The following is an 18228-nucleotide window of genomic DNA, read 5'->3' on the forward strand; positions in this document are numbered from 1 at the left end:
GACCAACTTTGCTTGCCAATGGATTTAGAAGAAGATATTCCTCCTAATCACCTCGTTCGTGTCGTTAATGCAGCCGTTAAGATACCAGAACCAAGCTCGGGAAACCCTTCGAAGTGAAGAAGGGTACACCTTGGCCGTGCGCCGAATGACGGAACCGGAAAGCGTATTTGGACAACTGAAAAACAACCGGGGTTTCCGGCGGTTTCTGCTTCGCGGCATGGAGAAGGTGACGCTTGAGGTCGGCTGGCTTTCACTTGCCCATCATGTGCTGAAGCAAGCCGCAGTGGACCAAAAATGCAAAGCAGCGATTCTCCAATAACGGGAGAATCGCTGCTTTGCTGACTTTTGTGGTTTTTTTAGAATGAGAAGGGTTGTCTCTAACGTCGAAATCTACTTTTGGGACAGCCCCATAGTTATCTAAATATACCTTGACCTTAAGCTTATAGAGGGCCTTGGTCACCTTGTACGCCTTGAACTCCTTGCGGTCCTTGGTCACCTTGTACGCCTTGAACTCCTTGCGGTCCTTGAACACCTTGAGGGCCTTGGTCGCCTTGAGGGCCTTGAGCACCTTGTGGACCTAGAGGGCCTTGAGCACCTAGAGGGCCTTGAGCACCTTGTGGACCTAGAGGGCCTTGAGCACCTAGAGGGCCTTGAACACCTTGTGGACCTAGAGGGCCTTGAACGCCTTGAGGGCCTTGGTCACCCGGGCTCCTTGAGGTCCTTGATCGCCTTGGACTCCTTGAACTCCCTGAGGGCCTTGGTCGCCTTGTGCTCCTTGAACTCCCTGAGGTCCTTGGACGCCTTGAACACCTTGAGGTCCTTGGTCGCCTTGGACGCCTTGAACTCCTTGAGGGCCTTGGTCGCCTTGGACTCCTTGAACTCCCTGAGGTCCTTGGTCGCCTTGGACTCCTTGAACCCCTTGAGGTCCTTGGTCGCCTTGTGCTCCTTGAACTCCTTGAGGTCCTTGGTCGCCTTGCGCTCCCTGAACTCCCTGTGGTCCTTGATCACCTTGTGGTCCTTGGTCGCCTTGCGCTCCCTGAACTCCCTGTGGTCCTTGATCACCTTGTGGTCCTTGGTCGCCTTGTACTCCTTGGACACCTTGGACACCTTGGACACCTTGAGGTCCTTGATCACCTTGAACGCCTTGAACTCCTTGAGGGCCTTGGTCGCCTTGCGATCCTTGAACGCCTTGAGGTCCTTGGTCACCTTGGACGCCTTGAACTCCTTGAGGGCCTTGGTCGCCTTGTGATCCTTGAACTCCCTGTGGTCCTTGGGCACCTTGCGGCCCTTGAACACCAGACCCTTGGTCGCCTTGTGGTCCTTGGCCACCTTGTACGCCTTGAACACCCTGTGGTCCTTGGACTCCTTGTGCTCCTTGAACGCCTTGAGGTCCTTGAGCACCTTGTGTTCCTTGAACGCCCTGCGGTCCTTGGACGCCTTGATCGGTTCCTAAAAGTTCATCAGATACTAACCGATGGGCAGGTACTAATTGCCCCAATGCATCTTTACCCCAAACAGAAATTTGAGTTTCATTCACTGCTGGTCCGCTTGTGGTAAAAACGAATTCAAATGCGTCTACATTTGCAAAGAAATTCCTAGTTAAAACCGCATTTGGTCCCACTACCACTAGTTGTTGTACATATAATGTTCTACTCCCGTTTAAAATAAAACCCTCGATCAAAACAGTAGAAGAATTTACAGAATCTCGGTTATCTATTTTTACTGTGACCAGTTGGGTGGGTCGGACTCCTAGAACAGGATCGTTTGCAATGGGTCCAGTAGATAATACTGCCATTTAGATACTCACTCCTTTCTAGTAAAAGCAAACTTTTTTTGTGAACAATGTGGTTTTATCTCTGTACATTTGTTGAGTTTTAAGACTCTAGTTGCTCATCCGAAACAATACGCTGAGCACCAATGATTGTACCACTCCCGTTTTTTCCCCAAACTGAAATATCAGTACTTTCTTCTGCTAAACCGCTTGTGGTAAAAATGAATTCATATGCGTCGAAGTTCGCTAGATAATTTTTCGTAATAACTGCATTGGGGGCTAAAGCTATTTGTTCTAGTACATTCAATGTTCGTAAACCATTTAAAATGTATCCTTGAATTAAAATAATTGAAGAATTGACTAAATCACGGTTAATTATTTTAACGGTAACCTGCTGAATAGGCCTGGCCCCACTAACAGGACTATTCTCAATAGGTCCAGTTGATAATACTGCCATTAAGTTGATCTCTCCTTTACTATTTATTAACTACAAATCCATATTGTAAAAAATGCTATATATATTGAACTAAAAAAATATATTTAGGCTTATATCCACTATATTATTTTACGGTTCAATTTATATAGAACAGAATAGGGATTAATGTAGCTCCATGTATCATATTAATAATGTGTTACATATGATTGTTTGTTTACCTATTAAAATAAAAATAGATATCTATCTACTTATGGAAGCCTTTTTAAATTCCGGGGACATTAAAAGGTAGTGACCGAGCATTAAGTAAGCTGATTCATCCAATTTCATTTCCAACCATAAAAGGATAAAGGCACCCTGAGAAAAAAGGTGCCTTTATCCTTGTAAATCTACAACACTCTAACAGATTTATTTTTTAATTCCTCGAATTGTTCCAACCTTTGTTTCTCATCCCATAAATAATGAAATCCCCATCTATTTGCTGTGTCCCCTTCTCGCAGTCCTTGTTTTAAAGCCGAGAAACGTGAATTTATATAGTCAAATCCCAAGTATTTATAATGTAGCAATAAAACATCATTATTGGATGGCTTTATGACGTCTCCTGTAGGTGAAGCAGTATGCCTGCCAGGACTGAAATTTATTTCTTGTATCGCATTTGGATTAAATATTTGAGGCTTATCGTACGTTTGACTTCTTACACCATTCCTTACCGTTTCATGTAATGGCTGATGGCTACTCGGAAAAAAATCAGAAACCATCTCATAACCATCAGGGACAATCCATGTTATCCCTTTAGAGGTGCATTCTTGCAGATATGTTCTAAGGTTAGGGTGATAGAAATGTTCATCTGCGTCACAGACAATAACCCAGTCTGCCTTTCCTCTGCTTCCTTTCCAAAATTGATTGAATTTATCTTGTGCTGATTTCACGAGAGAATTACCTTCTATTTCGAATCTATCTATAACAACTTTGGGATTTTCCCTTAACATGGATACAGAATTATCAGTTGAGTCATTATCGAAAATATAGTATTGATCCGCTATATTATCATAGTGCTTTAAAAAAAACGGGAGCATTTTTTCTTCATTCCAGCATAAAGCATATACATGTATTATCACGTGTTCTTCCCCTTTCACACTCAAAGCTTATGGATCGACTTGCTTGATAATATATGCAATTTATATTTGTAGGGTTCAAGTCGTGGAAGACGAGCTTTTCGTTAAGCGAGTATGTGAGAGATGATAAATCATATTGTAGCTATTATGGGAATCATTTTACCTCATTTGAAAATGTCGTCTTGAGTGTCGAACCTCCCCCGTTCGCTTCTGACACTCACGATATTGACTGGGCGTATACCCTGAATACTCCTTAAATTTCCGATAAAAAAAGCCCAGACTTTCGTATCCCACCTCGTATGCTATTTCGCTAATATTCTGGTTTGTATGGCGAAGTAGCGTCTCTGCGTACAGCATACGTTGGGTTTGAACAAGCTCCCGAAAGGTTTTGCCTGTCTGCTCTTTAAGCAAACTCCCCAGATAATTAGCGTTAAAATTAAATGCCACCCCCAATTGAGGTAGCGTGCAATCCCGATAATGCTGCTCAATGTATTGCAAAATATCAATAATTGTTTTCGCATAGGCTGCTTCGGATGTTTCTCCCCACGTAACCAGACCATGCTTTTCCATCAATACCAATTCTGCTTGCGGATGATCGAGTACACCTTGGGCAATCATCACCTCCCACCGCACACCGACGAATGGTGGTTTCTTATCGACTGGCATGAGCAGTTGGATAAGCAAGCCCCTTCTCAAGCCATACTTATTTACACGTTAAAACGGACCACTCGATTGGCTGAGCAGGTTAATCCTGACAAGCTTCCGTTCCTGAATCAGCGGTTGAGAGACGTCACGACAGCAACGCTTGCTGTCCGAGTAACCGGATATCGGCCTGACGACACCGTATATGCATCACTATTTGGTCGAAGCTTTGCTGATCACAGGTGACCGGGAAGGGGCTGTAAAACACCTCAAATCCTACTGGGGAGGTATGGTACGGGATGGAGCGGATAGGTTCTGGGAATTGTACGATCCCCATAATAAAGCCTTTTCACCCTACGGCAGTTATCTGATCAACAGCTACTGTCACGCGTGGAGCTGCACCCCAACCTATTTGATTCGTAAGTATAAGCTTTAAAATATAATAAGGCCGTGCCAGAATCGGGTTGTGAGAACCTTTTTCGGCACGGCCTTACTATTTGACTAACTACTCGTCTGTTCGCATCACTTTGGCAAGCAGCTCATACGACCGCAGGCGCGCTTGATGATCATATATATGAGAAGTTGTAATCAGCTCATTGGCTCTCGTCTGATTCATTATAAAATCAAGCTTTTGCTTGACCGTATCAGGGCTACCGATTGCAGAATACCCCAACATATTGCCGCGAACCGCCCCCCTCTCCTGCTCACTCCAGAGCTTCTCCATGTCATCAACTGGTGGCTTTAGTTTCCCGCTCTGCCCGCGTATCACATTGAGGAATTGCTGTTCTTGTGAAGTGAAAAGCCACTGTGCCTCCTCATCAGAATCTGCAACAACCACATTGACGCCAACCATCACATACGGCTTATCCAGTGCCTTCGATGGATGGAAATTGCGATGATACAGCTCCAGAGCCTGTAGCAAATGAGCCGGGGCAAAGTGACTGGCAAACGCGAACGGCAACCCAAGCTGACCTGCCAACTGTGCGCTGAATCCGCTTGATCCCAGCAGCCAGATCGGTATATCCAGCCCTTCTCCCGGAACCGCCCGTACACCTGGAACTCCCCCTTTTAACGCTGGATTGAAATAGGAACGCAGCTCATTTAATTGCTCCGGGAAATCTTCACCAGTGCTGTGCAGCCCTCGCCGTAGCGCCCTCATGGCAGGCTGATCTGTGCCTGGAGCCCTACCCAGTCCCAGATCAATCCGTCCCGGATACAGTGACTCTAACGTTCCGAACTGCTCTGCAATCATGAGCGGAGCATGATTAGCCAGCATGATGCCGCCTGAGCCTACCCGAATCTTGTTGGTATGCGCAGCTACGTGCCCGATAACCAGTGAAGTAGCCGCGCTGGCCACCGCCTGCATGTTATGATGCTCCGCCAGCCAGTACCGATGATATCCCCATTGCTCGGCATGCTGGGCAAGAGCAACGGTATCACGGAAGGAATCGGCAGGAGTACCGCCTTCAATGACAGGTGCAAGGTCTAGTATAGATAGTGCAACGTTCCGAATAGTCATTTTTCAATGAACCTCCCTGTAATTGTATCGCTGGTGAAATGCTATATCACTGATGAAGTAAACGCCTGTCCCATTTCCTCCACCATCACATATAATCAGTAAAATAGCTGCACTGTCAGAGTATCGTTTTACGATTCCCCTCACCGCTTTAATTATTTGACATATCAATTGATATGTCAAATATAATAATGTGTCCCGTTATGAATTGCAAATGAATTAAATTTTTAATTTTTTTGAGAAATAGTTTACTTTTACGAAAAGCTCCTCTATCATTCACTTATATGGATAATCATTATCCATATTAGCCGGATTACGGATTTTGAATGTATAGAGGTGATGCTAATGCATATGAAAACAGGCGTCGAACAATCTGTCTACGCCCTCCTGCTACTCGCGATGCTGCCAGACAAAGCGGTTTTGCCAGGAGAGGCCATCAGCCAACAAGTAGGTGCTTCGCCCACTTATTTTCATAAGCTGTTGCGAAAATTGGTCAGCTCTGATTTGATTACTTCTGTTCCCGGGGTCAAAGGCGGGTTTAAATTAAAGAAAAAACCTGAGGATATTCGGGTATTTGATATTTATCTTGCGATCGAAGGACAACAGACGCTCTATTCTTCCAGTGGTATTTACAACGATATGCTTGAATTAAAGGAAGAAGATCAGTGCTGTCTGTTGACAGATTTGATGGAAGAGGCGGAAACGTCCTGGAAGGCAGTTCTGAAAAGGGAAACCATCGCATCATTATCCGCTGACTTTTATAAAGCGGGTTATGCTGCCAAAATTACTTCTTTGGAAAACTGGATTCAGGAAAAAATGGTTCTGTAAAGAATTTGAAATCGCAGAAAGGATCATGAACATGAACGATTATTTATTAAAAGCTCTTGCCTACAATAACCAGGTCCGGGCTTACGCCGTTAGAACAACGGAGACGGTGAGTGAAGCACAACGGCGTCATCATACCTGGCCCACGGCATCGGCTGCATTGGGACGCTCCATGACGGTCGGCGTTATGCTCGGGGCCATGCTTAAAGATGAGGATAAACTGACGATCAGGATTAACGGTGGCGGCCCCATTGGCACTATTCTTGTCGATACCAATGCCAAAGGAGAAGTTAGAGGTTATGTAAAAAATCCGCAAACCCATTTCGACCTTAATCATATAGGGAAATTAGATGTCGCCAGAGCAGTTGGAACAGATGGAGCGCTGATTGTATCCAAGGATATCGGATTAAAGCAGCCTTTTGTCGGACAAGTCCCTCTTATATCAGGTGAGCTGGGTGAGGACTTCACCTCATATCTGGTCCAATCTGAACAAATTCCTTCTTCTGTTGGAGCCGGGGTGATTGTCAATCCTGACAACTCCATTCAGGCGGCTGGCGGATTTATTATTCAGCTAATGCCGGGTACGCAGGAAGAGGTAATCAGTTTTATTGAGAGACGCCTTGAGGCCATTCCGAGTATTTCCGCTATGGTCATGCAAGGACTGACGCCGGAGCAGATACTTGGACAGATTTTGGGAGAAGACAATATTAAAGTATTGGAAACCATGCCTGTGCAATTCCATTGCCCCTGCTCTGAGGAACGAGTTTCTAATGCCATTATCAGCTTAGGTAGTGAGGAAATCGCAGATATGATCCATACCGATGGACAGGCCGAAGCACATTGCCATTTTTGCAACGAGCATTACCATCTGACCAAAAAAGATCTCGAAGGCATGCTGGAAACGGCTACTTCATAATTGCAACAAGTCTATCCTGCAACATCGGTGCCTTACTTCGCAGTGCCGGTACTAACCAAGGAAGAGACTAATCCTTGCTAAGCAAAATCTCCTAATAAGAGCTGTCCCAAGGTAGTTTTAGCTACTAAGGGACAGCTTTTTTCCTTTTATTCGAACCTTGTTGTCAATCTCAAACCTCATTCACCCGCCCCTGACACTCTCGATATTGACTGGGCGTATAGCCTGAGTACTCCTTAAATTTCCGATAAAAAAAGCCCAGGCTTTCGTATCCGACCTCATACGCTATTTCGCTGATGCTGTGGTTCGTATGGCGAAGTAGCGTCTCCGCGTGCAGCATCCGTTGGGTTTGGACAAGCTCCCGAAAGGTTTTGCCTGTCTGCTCTTTAAGCAAATTCCCCAGATAATTAGCGTTAAAACTAAACGCCGCCCCCAATTGGGGTAGCGTGCAATCCCGATAATGCTGCTCAATGTATTGCAAAATATCAATAATGCTCGCTTTACCCGGCTTATGATCCAGCTCAAAATTCATATCCAGCTGATACACCCGCATCAGCTCGGTAAGCAGCAAAGGCACATAATGACTTAGCATCTGCTGAGCATAATCCTGGGGGGATAGAAATTCACACAGCATATTTTTAAAAATATACTGTACATTCTCATGCTGCTGGGAATGAAATAATATAACGGTTGTGTCGTCTGTCCCGGGATACCGCGTTAGCCAGAAAATCAGACACAATCCCCGTATTACTGAACCGTCCAAAAAAAGTGGTTGAGAACGCTTCCATTTTCATAATCAAATTAACCAAAATATCATTTTCCCCAAGCGCGTAAATGCTGTGCGGAACATTCATATCCAAAATACATATCTGCCCCTGCTCCAGCCTAATTTCCCTGCCGTCAATAACCTGTCTGCATTCCCCGGAATACATATAATTCATTTCAATAAAATCATGATTGTGTAAGGGCATGTCCGCAAAACGATGGTGCTTGCTCATATAAATGGAACCGCTATCAAAAAAATATTTGCCCTGCATTCGAAGAATCTCATGTCCTATTTCGCTCTCGGTAATATGAAACCCCAGGGGTTCTAAATCGTTCACATTTTTCCCGGTGCGAATCTGTATTTCCTCTACAGCATCCAGGCTTCTGAGAAATTCATCCAATTGCTGGTGGTTCATCGTTTTCCCTCCTGCTCTCTCCCAGATGTCATGCGATGAGATTGACAATAAAACAAGAAAGCCCCTCTGCGTCAATGCGTTGTATGTAAAAAAATGCTCCTAAAAAGGAGCTTGTGCGGATTGTACGTACTCAGGACCAGGGTATCCAAATAGATCTGACGGGTAAAAAAGCAGGACGCGGCGCCGAGGATGGCAAAATCTTTATCCACACTATACCGGACACCTGACGCGCGTGCAATGTCTACTTTTCCAGCCGGGCATTCAAAAGCTGATCGTATCCGAATTGCTTGCGCGTAAGCTCCTCCTTGCGCTGTTTTTCCAAAGCTTTTTCCCCAAATTCCCATGCTTCCTCCGGCTTCACTACAAATACGCCATCGTCATCACCCAAAATGAGATCACCCGGATGTACGCTGACCCCAAACAGGCTAATCGGCGTATTCACCTCTCCCTCCAGTTCCAGTGTACGTGTAGTCAAGGCACTAACCCCTTTGGAAAAGACGGGAAATTGCAGCTGGTTCAAGACACCAACATCTGTGACACAACCGGAAACAATCACACCAGCCAGTTGTTTTTTCATCGCTACATAGGCTCTAAATTCTCCCCAACAGGCTCTAGCGTCGTCACCGGACATATCGACAACAAGCACATCACCCGCTTGTGCCAATTCCAGTGCATGACGAACAGCGGTGGAGTCCAGATGGGGAAGCCTCACGGTCACTGCATTCCCCAGCAAACGAATGGGACGAAACAACGGCAGCGCCCCCTGCATACATCCAAAATCCGTGAAATGCCCAAGGGTAGAAGCACTAACATGCTGATAAAGCTCCAGCAGCTCCTTCGTTACACCCTGTACCCGTGGTTGAATCCGAAACATACAAACCAGCTCCTTTCGTGATCTAACCAAAACTCACACTATACATCTAGGAATCAAAGCAGGCGGAATGGCGCTTAGGCAAAATTTTCAGCTCACTATAGCCTAAACATCGTAGCTCATACTTAGCTCGTACAATGTATCTTCGGACAGGTAGGGCAATAGCTGCCCGTTTCCTTCATCTGATAAAAATAGCAGCAGGTTTTGCGAACACGTACAGCTTTCACAGCCGCAGTGGGCGCAGCGGTTACCGATGTGGTTACAGGTATGGCCGCTCTCTCTGTACGGGGAGAGCCAAAATACTGAGCCAGCGGATTTTGCCGTTCACCAAACAAGTGAGCCGGAGCTTCACAGGTCAAATATTTAAAATCCCCTTCCGTTCGCAACCGATCCCCGCTTTTTAGCTCCTGCCGGATACGGTCTTCATATAGCGCATAAACATAGATGGCGGTGTTTTCCCATAATATCGTCCTTGGAATGGAAGCAACAGCGGACACAGATCGCCACACCAGGGCCAAATGCTCTGCAAATACATGCCGGATGACGTGATCACGCCAAGCATGACGCTGCTCTTGGCCGCTGTCTCCCCCATCCTCATCCTTCTTTCCGCTGTCACATTCCGTAACGAGTAGTCTGTTCAAATGCAACCTTGGAAGCCAGGTATCCTTGACAAAAGCAGATTGAATCACACAATCGGCAATCTCGACTTCCAGCATCTTGTTATACACCGACATGGCATACAGAGCCGGGGACACGATCAAAAAACCGTACCGCTTCGCCAAAACAGAGGCCGTTACCTTGCGTGAAGAAAAATCATGTAGCCCTGCCAGCCGATCCAGATACATGGCGCATTGAGTTGCATCCAGCAATTCGCTGGCAGGTAGATCATACCGTCCGGATAGAGCCTGTTCACCACTGCTGTCTATTCGCAATTTTTCCGTCAAATACGACCATTCCGCAGGCTCAAACGAAGACCCTTTGGCGTACGGCATCCATTTTCCTCCCCTTTCCATGAGGAATAAACATTGGTGTTCCGTACAAAGGATCAGGAATGACTTGGCAGCGCAGTTGGAATACCTTTTCCACCGTCTTTGCGGTCATGATTTCTTCCGGCTTTCCCTGCGCGTAAATGCGCTTATCGTATACCGCAACCATATGGTGCGCATAGCGACAAGCCAGATTCAGATCATGCAGCACCATGACAATGGTCCTCCCTTCTCGTTCATTCAGATCAAACAGAAGGTCCAAAATCTCAATTTGATGCGTCATGTCCAAATAGGTCGTCGGCTCATCCAGTAAGATCATATCCGTCCCCTGTGCCAAAGTCATGGAAATCCATGCTCGCTGACGCTGCCCGCCGGATAAGGAATCTACTGTACGATCTGCAAAAGCATCCAATTGCGTCGCTTGCAACGCGTTTTGTACCTGTGCTTCATCCTCTGCCGACCACTGCCTCAGCCAGCTCTGATGTGGATATCTGCCCTGCTTGACCAACTGATACACGGTCAGTCCTTCCGGCGCTGAGGGTCCCTGCGGCAAAATGGATAGCCTTTTGGCAATCTGCTTGGAGGGTAACTGGGCAATAGCCTGACCATCCAGCAGCACCGCTCCCGCCGCAGGCTTCAATAGCCGCGCCATGGCACGCAAAATCGTCGATTTTCCACACCCATTGCTGCCTACTAGCACCGTTATCTTTCCCTCCGGAATTTGCAGGTCCAGCTCTTGAATAACCGGATCTGTCCCGTAGTTAATCATCAGGTCCTTTACCTCTAAACCCATGCAGCTTCCCTCCCCTTTTATAAACTGCGAACTTAAGATCTTGTATATTCCATTTAAAAAAGAAAAACACCCATAAGTGTCCAAAAAAATTCCAGCTCGGCTTTAATGCCGATTTCGGCGCTGGAGCAGCAAATATAGGAAAAACGGTGCGCCCACCCCTGCTGTAAAAATGCCTGCGGGAATATCAATCGGATAAAAAGCCGTACGGGCCAGCAAGTCGGCGAGATACACCAGCAATCCCCCTACCAATGCTGACACCAGCGTCAGGCTACCCATAGAGCGGCCTACCCATCTGCGCGCAATATGCGGCGCGATTAAACCCACAAAACCAATCGCTCCCGCAACTGCTACTGCAGTTCCAGCAAGAATCACACTGAGCAGCAGCAACATCACACGATGCCGCTGCACCTCCACTCCCAAGCCGGTAGCCACATCATCCCCCAACTCCTGTGTGTTGAGGCTGCGTGAAAAATAGAGAACCAGAGGTGTGCAGATCACAACAGCGATCAGCATGGTATATACGTTATTCCACGATGCTCCATACACGCTGCCCGTCAGCCAAATATAAGCCTTGCCGGCTGTAAAGGACGAGCTCATGACCAGCATCAGCGTCGTAATCGAGCTCATGGCAGAAGCCAAACCAATCCCCACCAGCACCAGCCGGATTGGCGTCACTCCGTCCTTCCAGGCCAATATATACACAAGCAGCGATACGACCAGCGCTCCAGCGACAGCCACCACAGGCAGCCATTGAATGCTCAAAACAGCTCCCCCGTAAGCAATGAACGTAACTGCCGCTACGGATGCTCCGCCTGTAATCCCGAGGATATCCGGGGATGCCAACGGATTGCGGATAATGCCCTGAAGCACCGCTCCCGCGATGCCCAGAGCCGCACCAACCAGCACTCCTGTAAGCGCTCGCGGAAACCGCAGCCTGTACAAAATAAAATCATAATCGCCTGTGCCACGCCCCCATATCGCTCGAAGCACTTCCCAAGGGTGCACATACGTATCTCCCCAGCCTACACTCATCACGCCAATGATCAGTAGCGCCAAGGCCAGTCCGCCCATGATCCATAACGCTCTTTTTTCCAGTTGGATATGAAACCTGCCGCTCCTGCTGCGCAGCGTCACATAATGCTTCGCACTCATGCCGTCTCTGCCAGTCCCATGCTTCAAATTCACACGCTTCATTTCCACGCCACCCCTTTACGGGCAATGTAGACGAAAAAGGGAACCCCGATCAAAGCTGTAATGACGCCAATCGGAATTTCCTGCGGCGAAATCAGCACTCTGGCTGCGGTATCCGCCGACACCAATAGCAAAGCACCCAGTACCGCCGAAAAAGGGGTAATCCAGCGGTAATCCGCACCAACCAAAGCACGCGCCACATGCGGAATGATCAGACCGACAAAGCCAATCGCCCCCGCAATAGCAACAGAGCATCCAGCCAGCACCACAATAATCAGGCCCATCGCGCATTTTACCCATAAGATATTTTGCCCCAAGCCCTTCGCTACATCTTCCCCAGTCACGAGCAGATTCACCGCTCTACCCATAAACATCGCCGAGATCCCAGCCACTAGCAAAAAAGGAAATAAAGGCTGTAGCATCTCCAGCGAACGTCCGCTGACAGAGCCTGCCATCCAGAACAACACATTTTGCATTCCCGTTTCATTCAGCACCAAAATAATTTGGATCATCGACATAAACAAAGCGTGAATGGCAGAGCCGGACAATACAATCTTGACTGGCGTCAAACCATCCCTGCCTAATGATCCGATGACGTACACCAGAACAGCCGCCAGTCCTGCGCCGATCAAGGCAAAGCCCATCAGAGACATCATGGACTCGACCGAAAACACGACCGCTGCGATAGAGACGAAGAACAAAGCACCCGCATTGATACCGAACGTACTGGGCGAAGCCAACGGGTTGCGGGTAAGTGCCTGCATGAAGGCTCCTGCCATCGCCAAGCTCGCGCCTACAACAGCAGCAATGACCGTGCGCGGCAAACGTTCGGTATGTATCAGCACATGCTCTACATTTTGAGCATCATAATGAAATAAGGAAGAAATCATAAAATTTGGATTAATTAGCGTTCTACCCATCAGTAGGCCAAGAAATAAAGCTCCTGTCAACAAAATCAGGCATACACCAAGTCCAGTCCATTTTCTTAAATTTGTCGTTAGCATCGTTGCATAGCCTCACTCTTCCAACAGCCTGGTACAACATAAAAGAAGGATGAGAGATATAACCCCTCACCCCTCTGCTATATTTCCGTTGTTCTTATTGTCATGTAGGTTTATGATTTCAGATCATACATTTTATAAAGATCATCCAGCATCCGATTCGCGCTCAGATAACCTCCAGCCAAATTCCAGTTCACTTCGTCGACCTTAAAAATGCTATTTTTCTTGTATGCATCAAGGTTTTTCCATAGAGGATGACGGGTCCATGCTTCAACATTTTTTTCAATCGCAGCCGGATCCTTACCGGAGTTAAATACGAACAATGTATCTGCATTCATATCGGGTATGCTTTCCTTGCTGTTGACTTTAACTCCCCACTGATCCCCTTCTTGTGCAGGAGGACGGGTAAAGCCCAGCTCTTTCAGAATTTTCCCGGCATAGCCCATATAATAAATACGTGCATGGTCCGCGCGGAAATTAACAATGGAGGCCTTGATCGGCAGACGGTCACCCATTTTCGTCCTAAAATCCGCTACACGCCGATCCCAATCCGCCAGCAATTGTGTTCCTTTGTCCTCCTGATTCAACACTTGTCCGATCAGTTTTACGGTTTCCTTCCACTCATATACTTCGTTGACGGCCACGGTAGGGGCAATTTCCGATAATTGCTGGTACGTCGCCTCGTTACGGAATCGGGTTGCAATGATGACATCCGGTTTCAGGTTATAAATCTCCTCCAGGCTCGGCTGTGTTTCCAACCCGACCGTGGGAATCCCTGCGAGATCCTTTTTTAAATAGTCATACACGGGCTCCGTTCCATGGGACTCCACAATCCCCACAGGCTTTATACCATAGGCGATCATAACATCGTTGGCTCCGTTATACAGCGTTACGATCCGCTTGGGTGTCCCCTTAATCTCGGTTTTACCCAACACATGCTCAATGATACGCACCGAATCGGTTGAAGCCGCTCCCTGTGTATCCGTCGTTCCTTTATCCGTTCCAGTCGCTCCACCGGAATCCACACTCTTACCCGCGCCTCCAGCTCCGCAGCCTGATAAAAGCAGCAATACAACCATGAGCGCAATCCATATACTCCCCTTGCCTGATGCTTGCATTTCTCTATTCCCCCTATTTAGATCGCCAATAATGATATTGATTCTCATTATTAATTATAGGGAGGGGGGCCATGATGAACATGGACGTTAGCGTCCTTTATTTGGACGAATCAGACAATAACAACGTGACTGTTTTGTCCAATAACAGGTCGTGAGACAATGAAGTATAGCATGTATACAGATGTCGGCTATCGCACATATGATGTACTGCTCCGCTTTGCACCGCCTTCAGTTTCTGCCATTCAGGAGAGCGCCACAGTGCCATACATTCTTGCTGAATCGTTTGTTCTTCACAGGCATTTCCATAATGGCGGAAACATGTCAGTATGATGCGATCCGCATCATATTCAGCCAGATCGTCCACCGTCACCTCACGGTAATGGGCAATGGCCTCCACTCCCGCAGGCATAGCCAGCTTTAAATCCCCGTACAGCACTGTTCCCACATTCCGCTGTCCGTACACACACATTTTCTGGTTCCCCACTCCCACGATTAGCACCGTCTCCCCGCCGAGCTTTTGCCTGACCTTTCGGGAAATCGTTTCTGCTTTCGTTTCATATCGCTCCAGCCATTCCACCGCTTCCGTATCCTTGCCGACGATCCGGGCAATCGACTGAAAATGAGTACGCCAGTTTTGGAAAAAGGGTACGGTGACGGTGGGCGCAATCTGCTCGTACATTTTTTCTTTTTTCGACTTCTCAAAATCCCTGAACTCACAGGTTAAAATCAGATCCGGTCGGGCTGACATCAGCCTCTCCAGATCGGGCTGTACCTCACCCACCGAAATGGTATTGCGGAAGCCTTCGGTGACAGGATAAGCCTTGTTGATGACCGCCGCATACGGCTCAATACCCAATGCAACCAAATGTCCGGTTAACAGATGCTTGAGCGAAGCGATTTTATCGGAATACCGGATTGTATTCACATAAGCTGAGGGGGAGCGTCCGGTCGCGGCTTTAAACTTGCGGCTAAAATAGAACTCATCGCTAAATCCGGCACCGTGAGCAATAGAACGAAAGGAATCACGAGTGAGCACCAATGCCTGCTTCGCATGATTGATACGAATGTCCGTCAAATATTCCATCGGGCTTTTGCCGATCAATTTTTTGAACATACGCGAATAATAATCAGGGCTCATTCCTGCCAGCTCTGCCAGCTTATCCCGCGTAATATCCGAAGCATAGTGCTGTTCCATATTATGGAGGGTCAGAGTCACCGCCTGCTGCACATCGGGCTTCTGATCACGGCTGGTATGCTGAAACAAGGACATCAGCATTTCCTGAAATACAATATTGGCCTTCATTTGGTCCCACACGCTATTACAATGATGCTTCCTCTTGATCTCTTCGACCATATCCATCACAAAGCGAAAGTGGGAAATGATCCATTCATGTGGTCCAAGCGCTGGTGCGGGTATGTAACGGTCCGGCTCCCCGGACGGCTGTAATGCAAGAAAACGAATAATATAATAATCCGCCGGAGCGCCGGACAGCATATGGAGCTTCAAGACTGCGCCGGGAGCGAGCATAAAGCCCTTTTGACGGTAAAGAGGATACGTCATTCCATCAATCGCTATATCCCCTTCGCCTTCATTGAATAATAACAAGGTATGAAAAGACGTTTCTTGCCGGGAGGAAGAGCGACCAGAGCACACATGCTGAATATCTTGCAGTTTAAAAAGAAATGAAATAAAGGATTGATCCTGCGTATTCATGGCTCCCAGCCTTTCTATATATCGATAATTATTCTCGATTCTATGAGAACTCTTTTCATTATATATAGACTGGGTCAGATTTTGCAAAATGGAATTGCGCTCAAGCTTATAAATGATGAAACGGGTTCTGTATACGGCTTTGACCAGATGGCATGCTGCCGGGTACACCGGACTGCTCCAGTAAAGGTTTAACCAGCAGCTTGAGCGGCCAGTCCGACTTTTCAAATAAAATATGCTCGATTTCCTGACGAACGGCAGCCTTGAAAGGCACGTGCTGAATTGCTTCTTTCAATTGATGCCTTAGTACAGACCACAGGGATGGCTCGTCTATGTTATAAACACCAGAAAGAGTATCTATAATGGCGTACAGATTGACTTGAATACCAAGGGTTTGCAGATAGAACAACAATTTCTTCGGTGTTTCATTATATAGGCTGTTGGAATAGCCGGGCCGGATTTGGTATTCAGGATCGGCAATCCCCTGCTCTGTCAGCCAGGGCAGATGCAGACGTACCGAGTCATGGTCACGCAGCAAAATGTGCTCGATCTTGCCATTTTTCCAAACCAGCACACAGTTTTGCCCATGGATTTCAGGCATGAGCCCGATCCGATACAAGCGCAGCATGATTTCAAAAAATGTCGAGCACACTTCACCGAACAGTTGCTTTACCGATTCTGCCGTGTCCGGAAGTCCACGCTCAGCGGCCCATTCCCGGAAAAAATGATGCTGGCTTGCGGCCAACGCAGACATGGGGATAAGGCGAACGGCCGGATCATGGATCAATTCATGCGGATAAATACGCGCCATCGCAGCCAGGTGCCGGGGTGGATCATCATACAGGCTGCCATTTTCGAGCATATAGGCCCACCAGGAGCCTTCATCGCATAAAAACAAGCGTTCCTGAAGCTGCGGGTCACGTGTCTTGGCTTGCTGCAACATGGCTTGTCCGCGATCCCCGTTAATCAGCTTCACCGCAGGAAGATAGCGGGATGCCCCCAGCGAAAATACGCCCAACGGGAGCTTCACATAATTCGGACCGCCCTCCTTGGGAGACAAAGAGCGTACAGATGAGGTTGCCTGAAAAGCTCCAGCCTTCACTTCCAGTGGAATCCATACTTTGCCCGCCAGCTCGGCATGCAAATGCCGGGGTAGCATATACGTGAGCTGCCACGGGTGAACGGGGATTGCAATATAATCCGCTGCTAATCCGCGTTCCTGCATCTCCTGCTCTACTAGCTCACGCTCGGAAATGGACAGGAGAAGGTCGTCCGGCTGCTGTCCATCGTATGGGCGCTGTGTGTCCGATTCGACTGTCGCTGCTACTGTTTCTGTTTCCGTAAAATGAGGCCCTTGTGCGATTCCCACTCCGGTCATCACCGCATCCTTTCGGAGCGCCACCCAGCTCAGTGTAATGTCTTGCCCAAATTCAGCGATATATTGGCGATAGTCCTCCTCGTTCAAGCCTGTTTTGGCCTTGGATGCGGGGTGAAACGGACGATCACGCAGCGAAGAATATCGTTCCAGTTGTTGAAAAGCCTCCGAGGGCGATTTCTCCAGTATATTTTCATCCGTCAGTCCGCTATCCAGCGACCATGTGGTCTGTTCAATCGTTTGCTCCAGTAGCTGGACAAACCTTCCCACTCCCTCCTGTTGGCGGTATTCTTCATCCAGGCATCTCTCAATCACACGCTGCATCAGCGTCACGGGGTGAAGCAATTCTGCACCGAATCCACCACCCTCTGGCCGCTGCTGAATTTCATACACGCCACCTGCTCGCAGATAACGATAGGGTTGAACCACCGCAGCTTGTACAGGAAAAACGAGACTGTGCTCCTGCTCCCGATCCACCCACCAGCGGTAAAGGCTGACCGAACGACCGTTGGGAGGTGCTTCTCCCTTTGGATTCGCAATAGCTTCAGGATCGGCAAAAGCAAATAGCTCGCCTAATTCGGGATGGACAGCAGTATAGTAGCTTTGCCATTGCGGAATAGACAGCAGTTCAACATCGGCATGCTCCCAAAACCCTTCCGCCAGCAATGTATTGATGAGATCCTGCATGACATGGTTTTCAGCCTGCTTTTTCCTCTGTAAAAGTGTTGTCTCTGTGGATGAAAGTACCGGGGTCGTGCTTGATGTGGATTTCATATGGATTATTTC

Annotated in this window: 19 protein-coding genes and 2 pseudogenes; 6 read left to right on the forward strand and 15 right to left on the reverse strand. The window is 47.7% G+C overall.

Annotated features, from left to right (window positions below; genetic code table 11):
* Positions 1-67 precede the first annotated feature (67 nt).
* Positions 68-319: pseudogene (locus E0698_RS17650) on the forward strand (transposase); the annotation flags it as partial.
* Between the two features lie 380 nt (positions 320-699).
* Here E0698_RS17650 and E0698_RS27025 read toward each other — a convergent pair.
* The 4 genes from E0698_RS27025 to E0698_RS17670 all read right to left on the reverse strand — a co-directional run bounded on the left by E0698_RS27025 (position 700) and on the right by E0698_RS17670 (position 3985).
* Entirely contained in the window at positions 700-1401 is a 702-nt protein-coding gene (locus E0698_RS27025) for a hypothetical protein (RefSeq protein WP_238354055.1), read from the reverse strand.
* A 473-nt stretch (positions 1402-1874) separates the two neighbouring features.
* Positions 1875-2228: a hypothetical protein gene (locus E0698_RS17660; RefSeq protein ID WP_192512397.1), complete on the reverse strand. Its 354-nt coding sequence runs from the start codon at positions 2226-2228 to the stop codon at positions 1875-1877.
* Between the two features lie 365 nt (positions 2229-2593).
* Positions 2594-3322, reverse strand: a complete 729-nt coding sequence (locus E0698_RS17665) for a glycosyltransferase family 2 protein (RefSeq protein ID WP_149094073.1) — start codon at positions 3320-3322, stop codon at positions 2594-2596.
* A 156-nt stretch (positions 3323-3478) separates the two neighbouring features.
* On the reverse strand, positions 3479-3985 hold the full coding sequence (locus tag E0698_RS17670) for a helix-turn-helix transcriptional regulator (RefSeq protein ID WP_192512398.1): 507 nt from the start codon (positions 3983-3985) through the stop codon (positions 3479-3481).
* Positions 3986-3991: 6 nt separating this feature from the next.
* Here E0698_RS17670 and E0698_RS17675 point away from each other — a divergent pair, with 6 nt between their 5' ends.
* Positions 3992-4207: a hypothetical protein gene (locus E0698_RS17675; RefSeq protein WP_192512399.1), complete on the forward strand. Its 216-nt coding sequence runs from the start codon at positions 3992-3994 to the stop codon at positions 4205-4207.
* Positions 4191-4397 carry a hypothetical protein gene (locus E0698_RS17680; RefSeq protein ID WP_192512400.1) on the forward strand — a complete coding sequence of 69 codons (207 nt, stop codon included), beginning with the start codon at positions 4191-4193 and terminating at the stop codon, positions 4395-4397. Before E0698_RS17675 ends, E0698_RS17680 begins: the two co-directional genes overlap by 17 nt.
* A gap of 69 nt (positions 4398-4466) precedes the next feature.
* Here E0698_RS17680 and E0698_RS17685 read toward each other — a convergent pair whose 3' ends face one another.
* Positions 4467-5480, reverse strand: coding sequence for an LLM class flavin-dependent oxidoreductase (locus E0698_RS17685; protein WP_192512401.1), 1014 nt, complete (start codon positions 5478-5480; stop codon positions 4467-4469).
* A 342-nt stretch (positions 5481-5822) separates the two neighbouring features.
* Here E0698_RS17685 and E0698_RS17690 point away from each other — a divergent pair, with 342 nt between their 5' ends.
* Together E0698_RS17690 and hslO are read left to right on the forward strand one after the other, a co-directional pair.
* The gene (locus E0698_RS17690; RefSeq protein WP_192512402.1) at positions 5823-6305 is read left to right on the forward strand and encodes an Rrf2 family transcriptional regulator; all 483 of its coding nucleotides are present in this window, start codon (positions 5823-5825) and stop codon (positions 6303-6305) included.
* Between the two features lie 31 nt (positions 6306-6336).
* On the forward strand, positions 6337-7218 hold the full coding sequence (hslO, locus tag E0698_RS17695) for an Hsp33 family molecular chaperone HslO (RefSeq protein WP_192512463.1): 882 nt from the start codon (positions 6337-6339) through the stop codon (positions 7216-7218).
* Between the two features lie 169 nt (positions 7219-7387).
* On the opposite strand, the gene E0698_RS17700 is transcribed toward hslO, so the two are convergent.
* Together E0698_RS17700 and E0698_RS17705 are read right to left on the reverse strand one after the other, a co-directional pair.
* The gene (locus E0698_RS17700) at positions 7388-7849 is read right to left on the reverse strand and encodes a helix-turn-helix transcriptional regulator (protein WP_192512403.1); all 462 of its coding nucleotides are present in this window, start codon (positions 7847-7849) and stop codon (positions 7388-7390) included.
* 25 nt (positions 7850-7874) lie between these two features.
* A complete protein-coding gene (locus E0698_RS17705) occupies positions 7875-8396 on the reverse strand; it encodes an AraC family ligand binding domain-containing protein (protein WP_192512404.1) in 522 nt (173 codons plus the stop codon).
* Between the two features lie 93 nt (positions 8397-8489).
* Between E0698_RS17705 and E0698_RS17710 the strand changes: the two are divergent.
* A pseudogene (locus E0698_RS17710) lies at positions 8490-8581 on the forward strand (YlxR family protein); the annotation flags it as partial.
* 56 nt (positions 8582-8637) lie between these two features.
* Here E0698_RS17710 and E0698_RS17715 read toward each other — a convergent pair.
* The 8 genes from E0698_RS17715 to E0698_RS17750 form a co-directional block, all read right to left on the reverse strand.
* On the reverse strand, positions 8638-9270 hold the full coding sequence (locus E0698_RS17715) for an RraA family protein (protein ID WP_134909771.1): 633 nt from the start codon (positions 9268-9270) through the stop codon (positions 8638-8640).
* Between the two features lie 122 nt (positions 9271-9392).
* Positions 9393-10259: an IucA/IucC family C-terminal-domain containing protein gene (locus tag E0698_RS17720; RefSeq protein WP_192512405.1), complete on the reverse strand. Its 867-nt coding sequence runs from the start codon at positions 10257-10259 to the stop codon at positions 9393-9395.
* Positions 10231-11046 carry an ABC transporter ATP-binding protein gene (locus tag E0698_RS17725; RefSeq protein ID WP_192512406.1) on the reverse strand — a complete coding sequence of 272 codons (816 nt, stop codon included), beginning with the start codon at positions 11044-11046 and terminating at the stop codon, positions 10231-10233. Before E0698_RS17725 ends, E0698_RS17720 begins: the two co-directional genes overlap by 29 nt.
* 102 nt (positions 11047-11148) lie before the next feature.
* A complete protein-coding gene (locus E0698_RS17730) occupies positions 11149-12240 on the reverse strand; it encodes a FecCD family ABC transporter permease (RefSeq protein WP_192512407.1) in 1092 nt (363 codons plus the stop codon).
* Positions 12237-13241 (reverse strand): FecCD family ABC transporter permease, encoded by a 1005-nt coding sequence (locus E0698_RS17735; protein WP_192512408.1) that lies wholly within the window; start codon positions 13239-13241, stop codon positions 12237-12239. The genes E0698_RS17730 and E0698_RS17735 overlap by 4 nt, the downstream gene beginning before the upstream one ends.
* Positions 13242-13351: 110 nt before the next feature.
* Positions 13352-14356, reverse strand: coding sequence for an ABC transporter substrate-binding protein (locus tag E0698_RS17740; protein WP_149094084.1), 1005 nt, complete (start codon positions 14354-14356; stop codon positions 13352-13354).
* Between the two features lie 97 nt (positions 14357-14453).
* Positions 14454-16070 (reverse strand): helix-turn-helix domain-containing protein, encoded by a 1617-nt coding sequence (locus E0698_RS17745; protein WP_192512409.1) that lies wholly within the window; start codon positions 16068-16070, stop codon positions 14454-14456.
* Positions 16071-16176: 106 nt separating this feature from the next.
* Positions 16177-18216, reverse strand: a complete 2040-nt coding sequence (locus E0698_RS17750) for an IucA/IucC family protein (protein ID WP_192512410.1) — start codon at positions 18214-18216, stop codon at positions 16177-16179.
* Positions 18217-18228 lie beyond the last annotated feature (12 nt).

It is taken from the genome of Paenibacillus sp. 23TSA30-6 (genome assembly GCF_014858585.1).
Lineage (GTDB): Bacteria > Bacillota > Bacilli > Paenibacillales > Paenibacillaceae > Paenibacillus.

Coding starts and splice junctions, on each gene's coding strand:
- E0698_RS17660 (WP_192512397.1), bottom strand. CDS start 2,228: ATGGCAGTATTATCAACTGGACCTATTGAGAATAGTCCTGTTAGTGGG.
- E0698_RS17670 (WP_192512398.1), bottom strand. CDS start 3,985: ATGCCAGTCGATAAGAAACCACCATTCGTCGGTGTGCGGTGGGAGGTG.
- E0698_RS17685 (WP_192512401.1), bottom strand. CDS start 5,480: ATGACTATTCGGAACGTTGCACTATCTATACTAGACCTTGCACCTGTC.
- E0698_RS17690 (WP_192512402.1), top strand. CDS start 5,823: ATGCATATGAAAACAGGCGTCGAACAATCTGTCTACGCCCTCCTGCTA.
- hslO (WP_192512463.1), top strand. CDS start 6,337: ATGAACGATTATTTATTAAAAGCTCTTGCCTACAATAACCAGGTCCGG.
- E0698_RS17700 (WP_192512403.1), bottom strand. CDS start 7,849: ATGCTGTGTGAATTTCTATCCCCCCAGGATTATGCTCAGCAGATGCTA.
- E0698_RS17705 (WP_192512404.1), bottom strand. CDS start 8,396: ATGAACCACCAGCAATTGGATGAATTTCTCAGAAGCCTGGATGCTGTA.
- E0698_RS17715 (WP_134909771.1), bottom strand. CDS start 9,270: ATGTTTCGGATTCAACCACGGGTACAGGGTGTAACGAAGGAGCTGCTG.
- E0698_RS17720 (WP_192512405.1), bottom strand. CDS start 10,259: ATGCCGTACGCCAAAGGGTCTTCGTTTGAGCCTGCGGAATGGTCGTAT.
- E0698_RS17725 (WP_192512406.1), bottom strand. CDS start 11,046: ATGGGTTTAGAGGTAAAGGACCTGATGATTAACTACGGGACAGATCCG.
- E0698_RS17730 (WP_192512407.1), bottom strand. CDS start 12,240: ATGAAGCGTGTGAATTTGAAGCATGGGACTGGCAGAGACGGCATGAGT.
- E0698_RS17735 (WP_192512408.1), bottom strand. CDS start 13,241: ATGCTAACGACAAATTTAAGAAAATGGACTGGACTTGGTGTATGCCTG.
- E0698_RS17740 (WP_149094084.1), bottom strand. CDS start 14,356: ATGCAAGCATCAGGCAAGGGGAGTATATGGATTGCGCTCATGGTTGTA.
- E0698_RS17745 (WP_192512409.1), bottom strand. CDS start 16,070: ATGAATACGCAGGATCAATCCTTTATTTCATTTCTTTTTAAACTGCAA.
- E0698_RS17750 (WP_192512410.1), bottom strand. CDS start 18,216: ATGAAATCCACATCAAGCACGACCCCGGTACTTTCATCCACAGAGACA.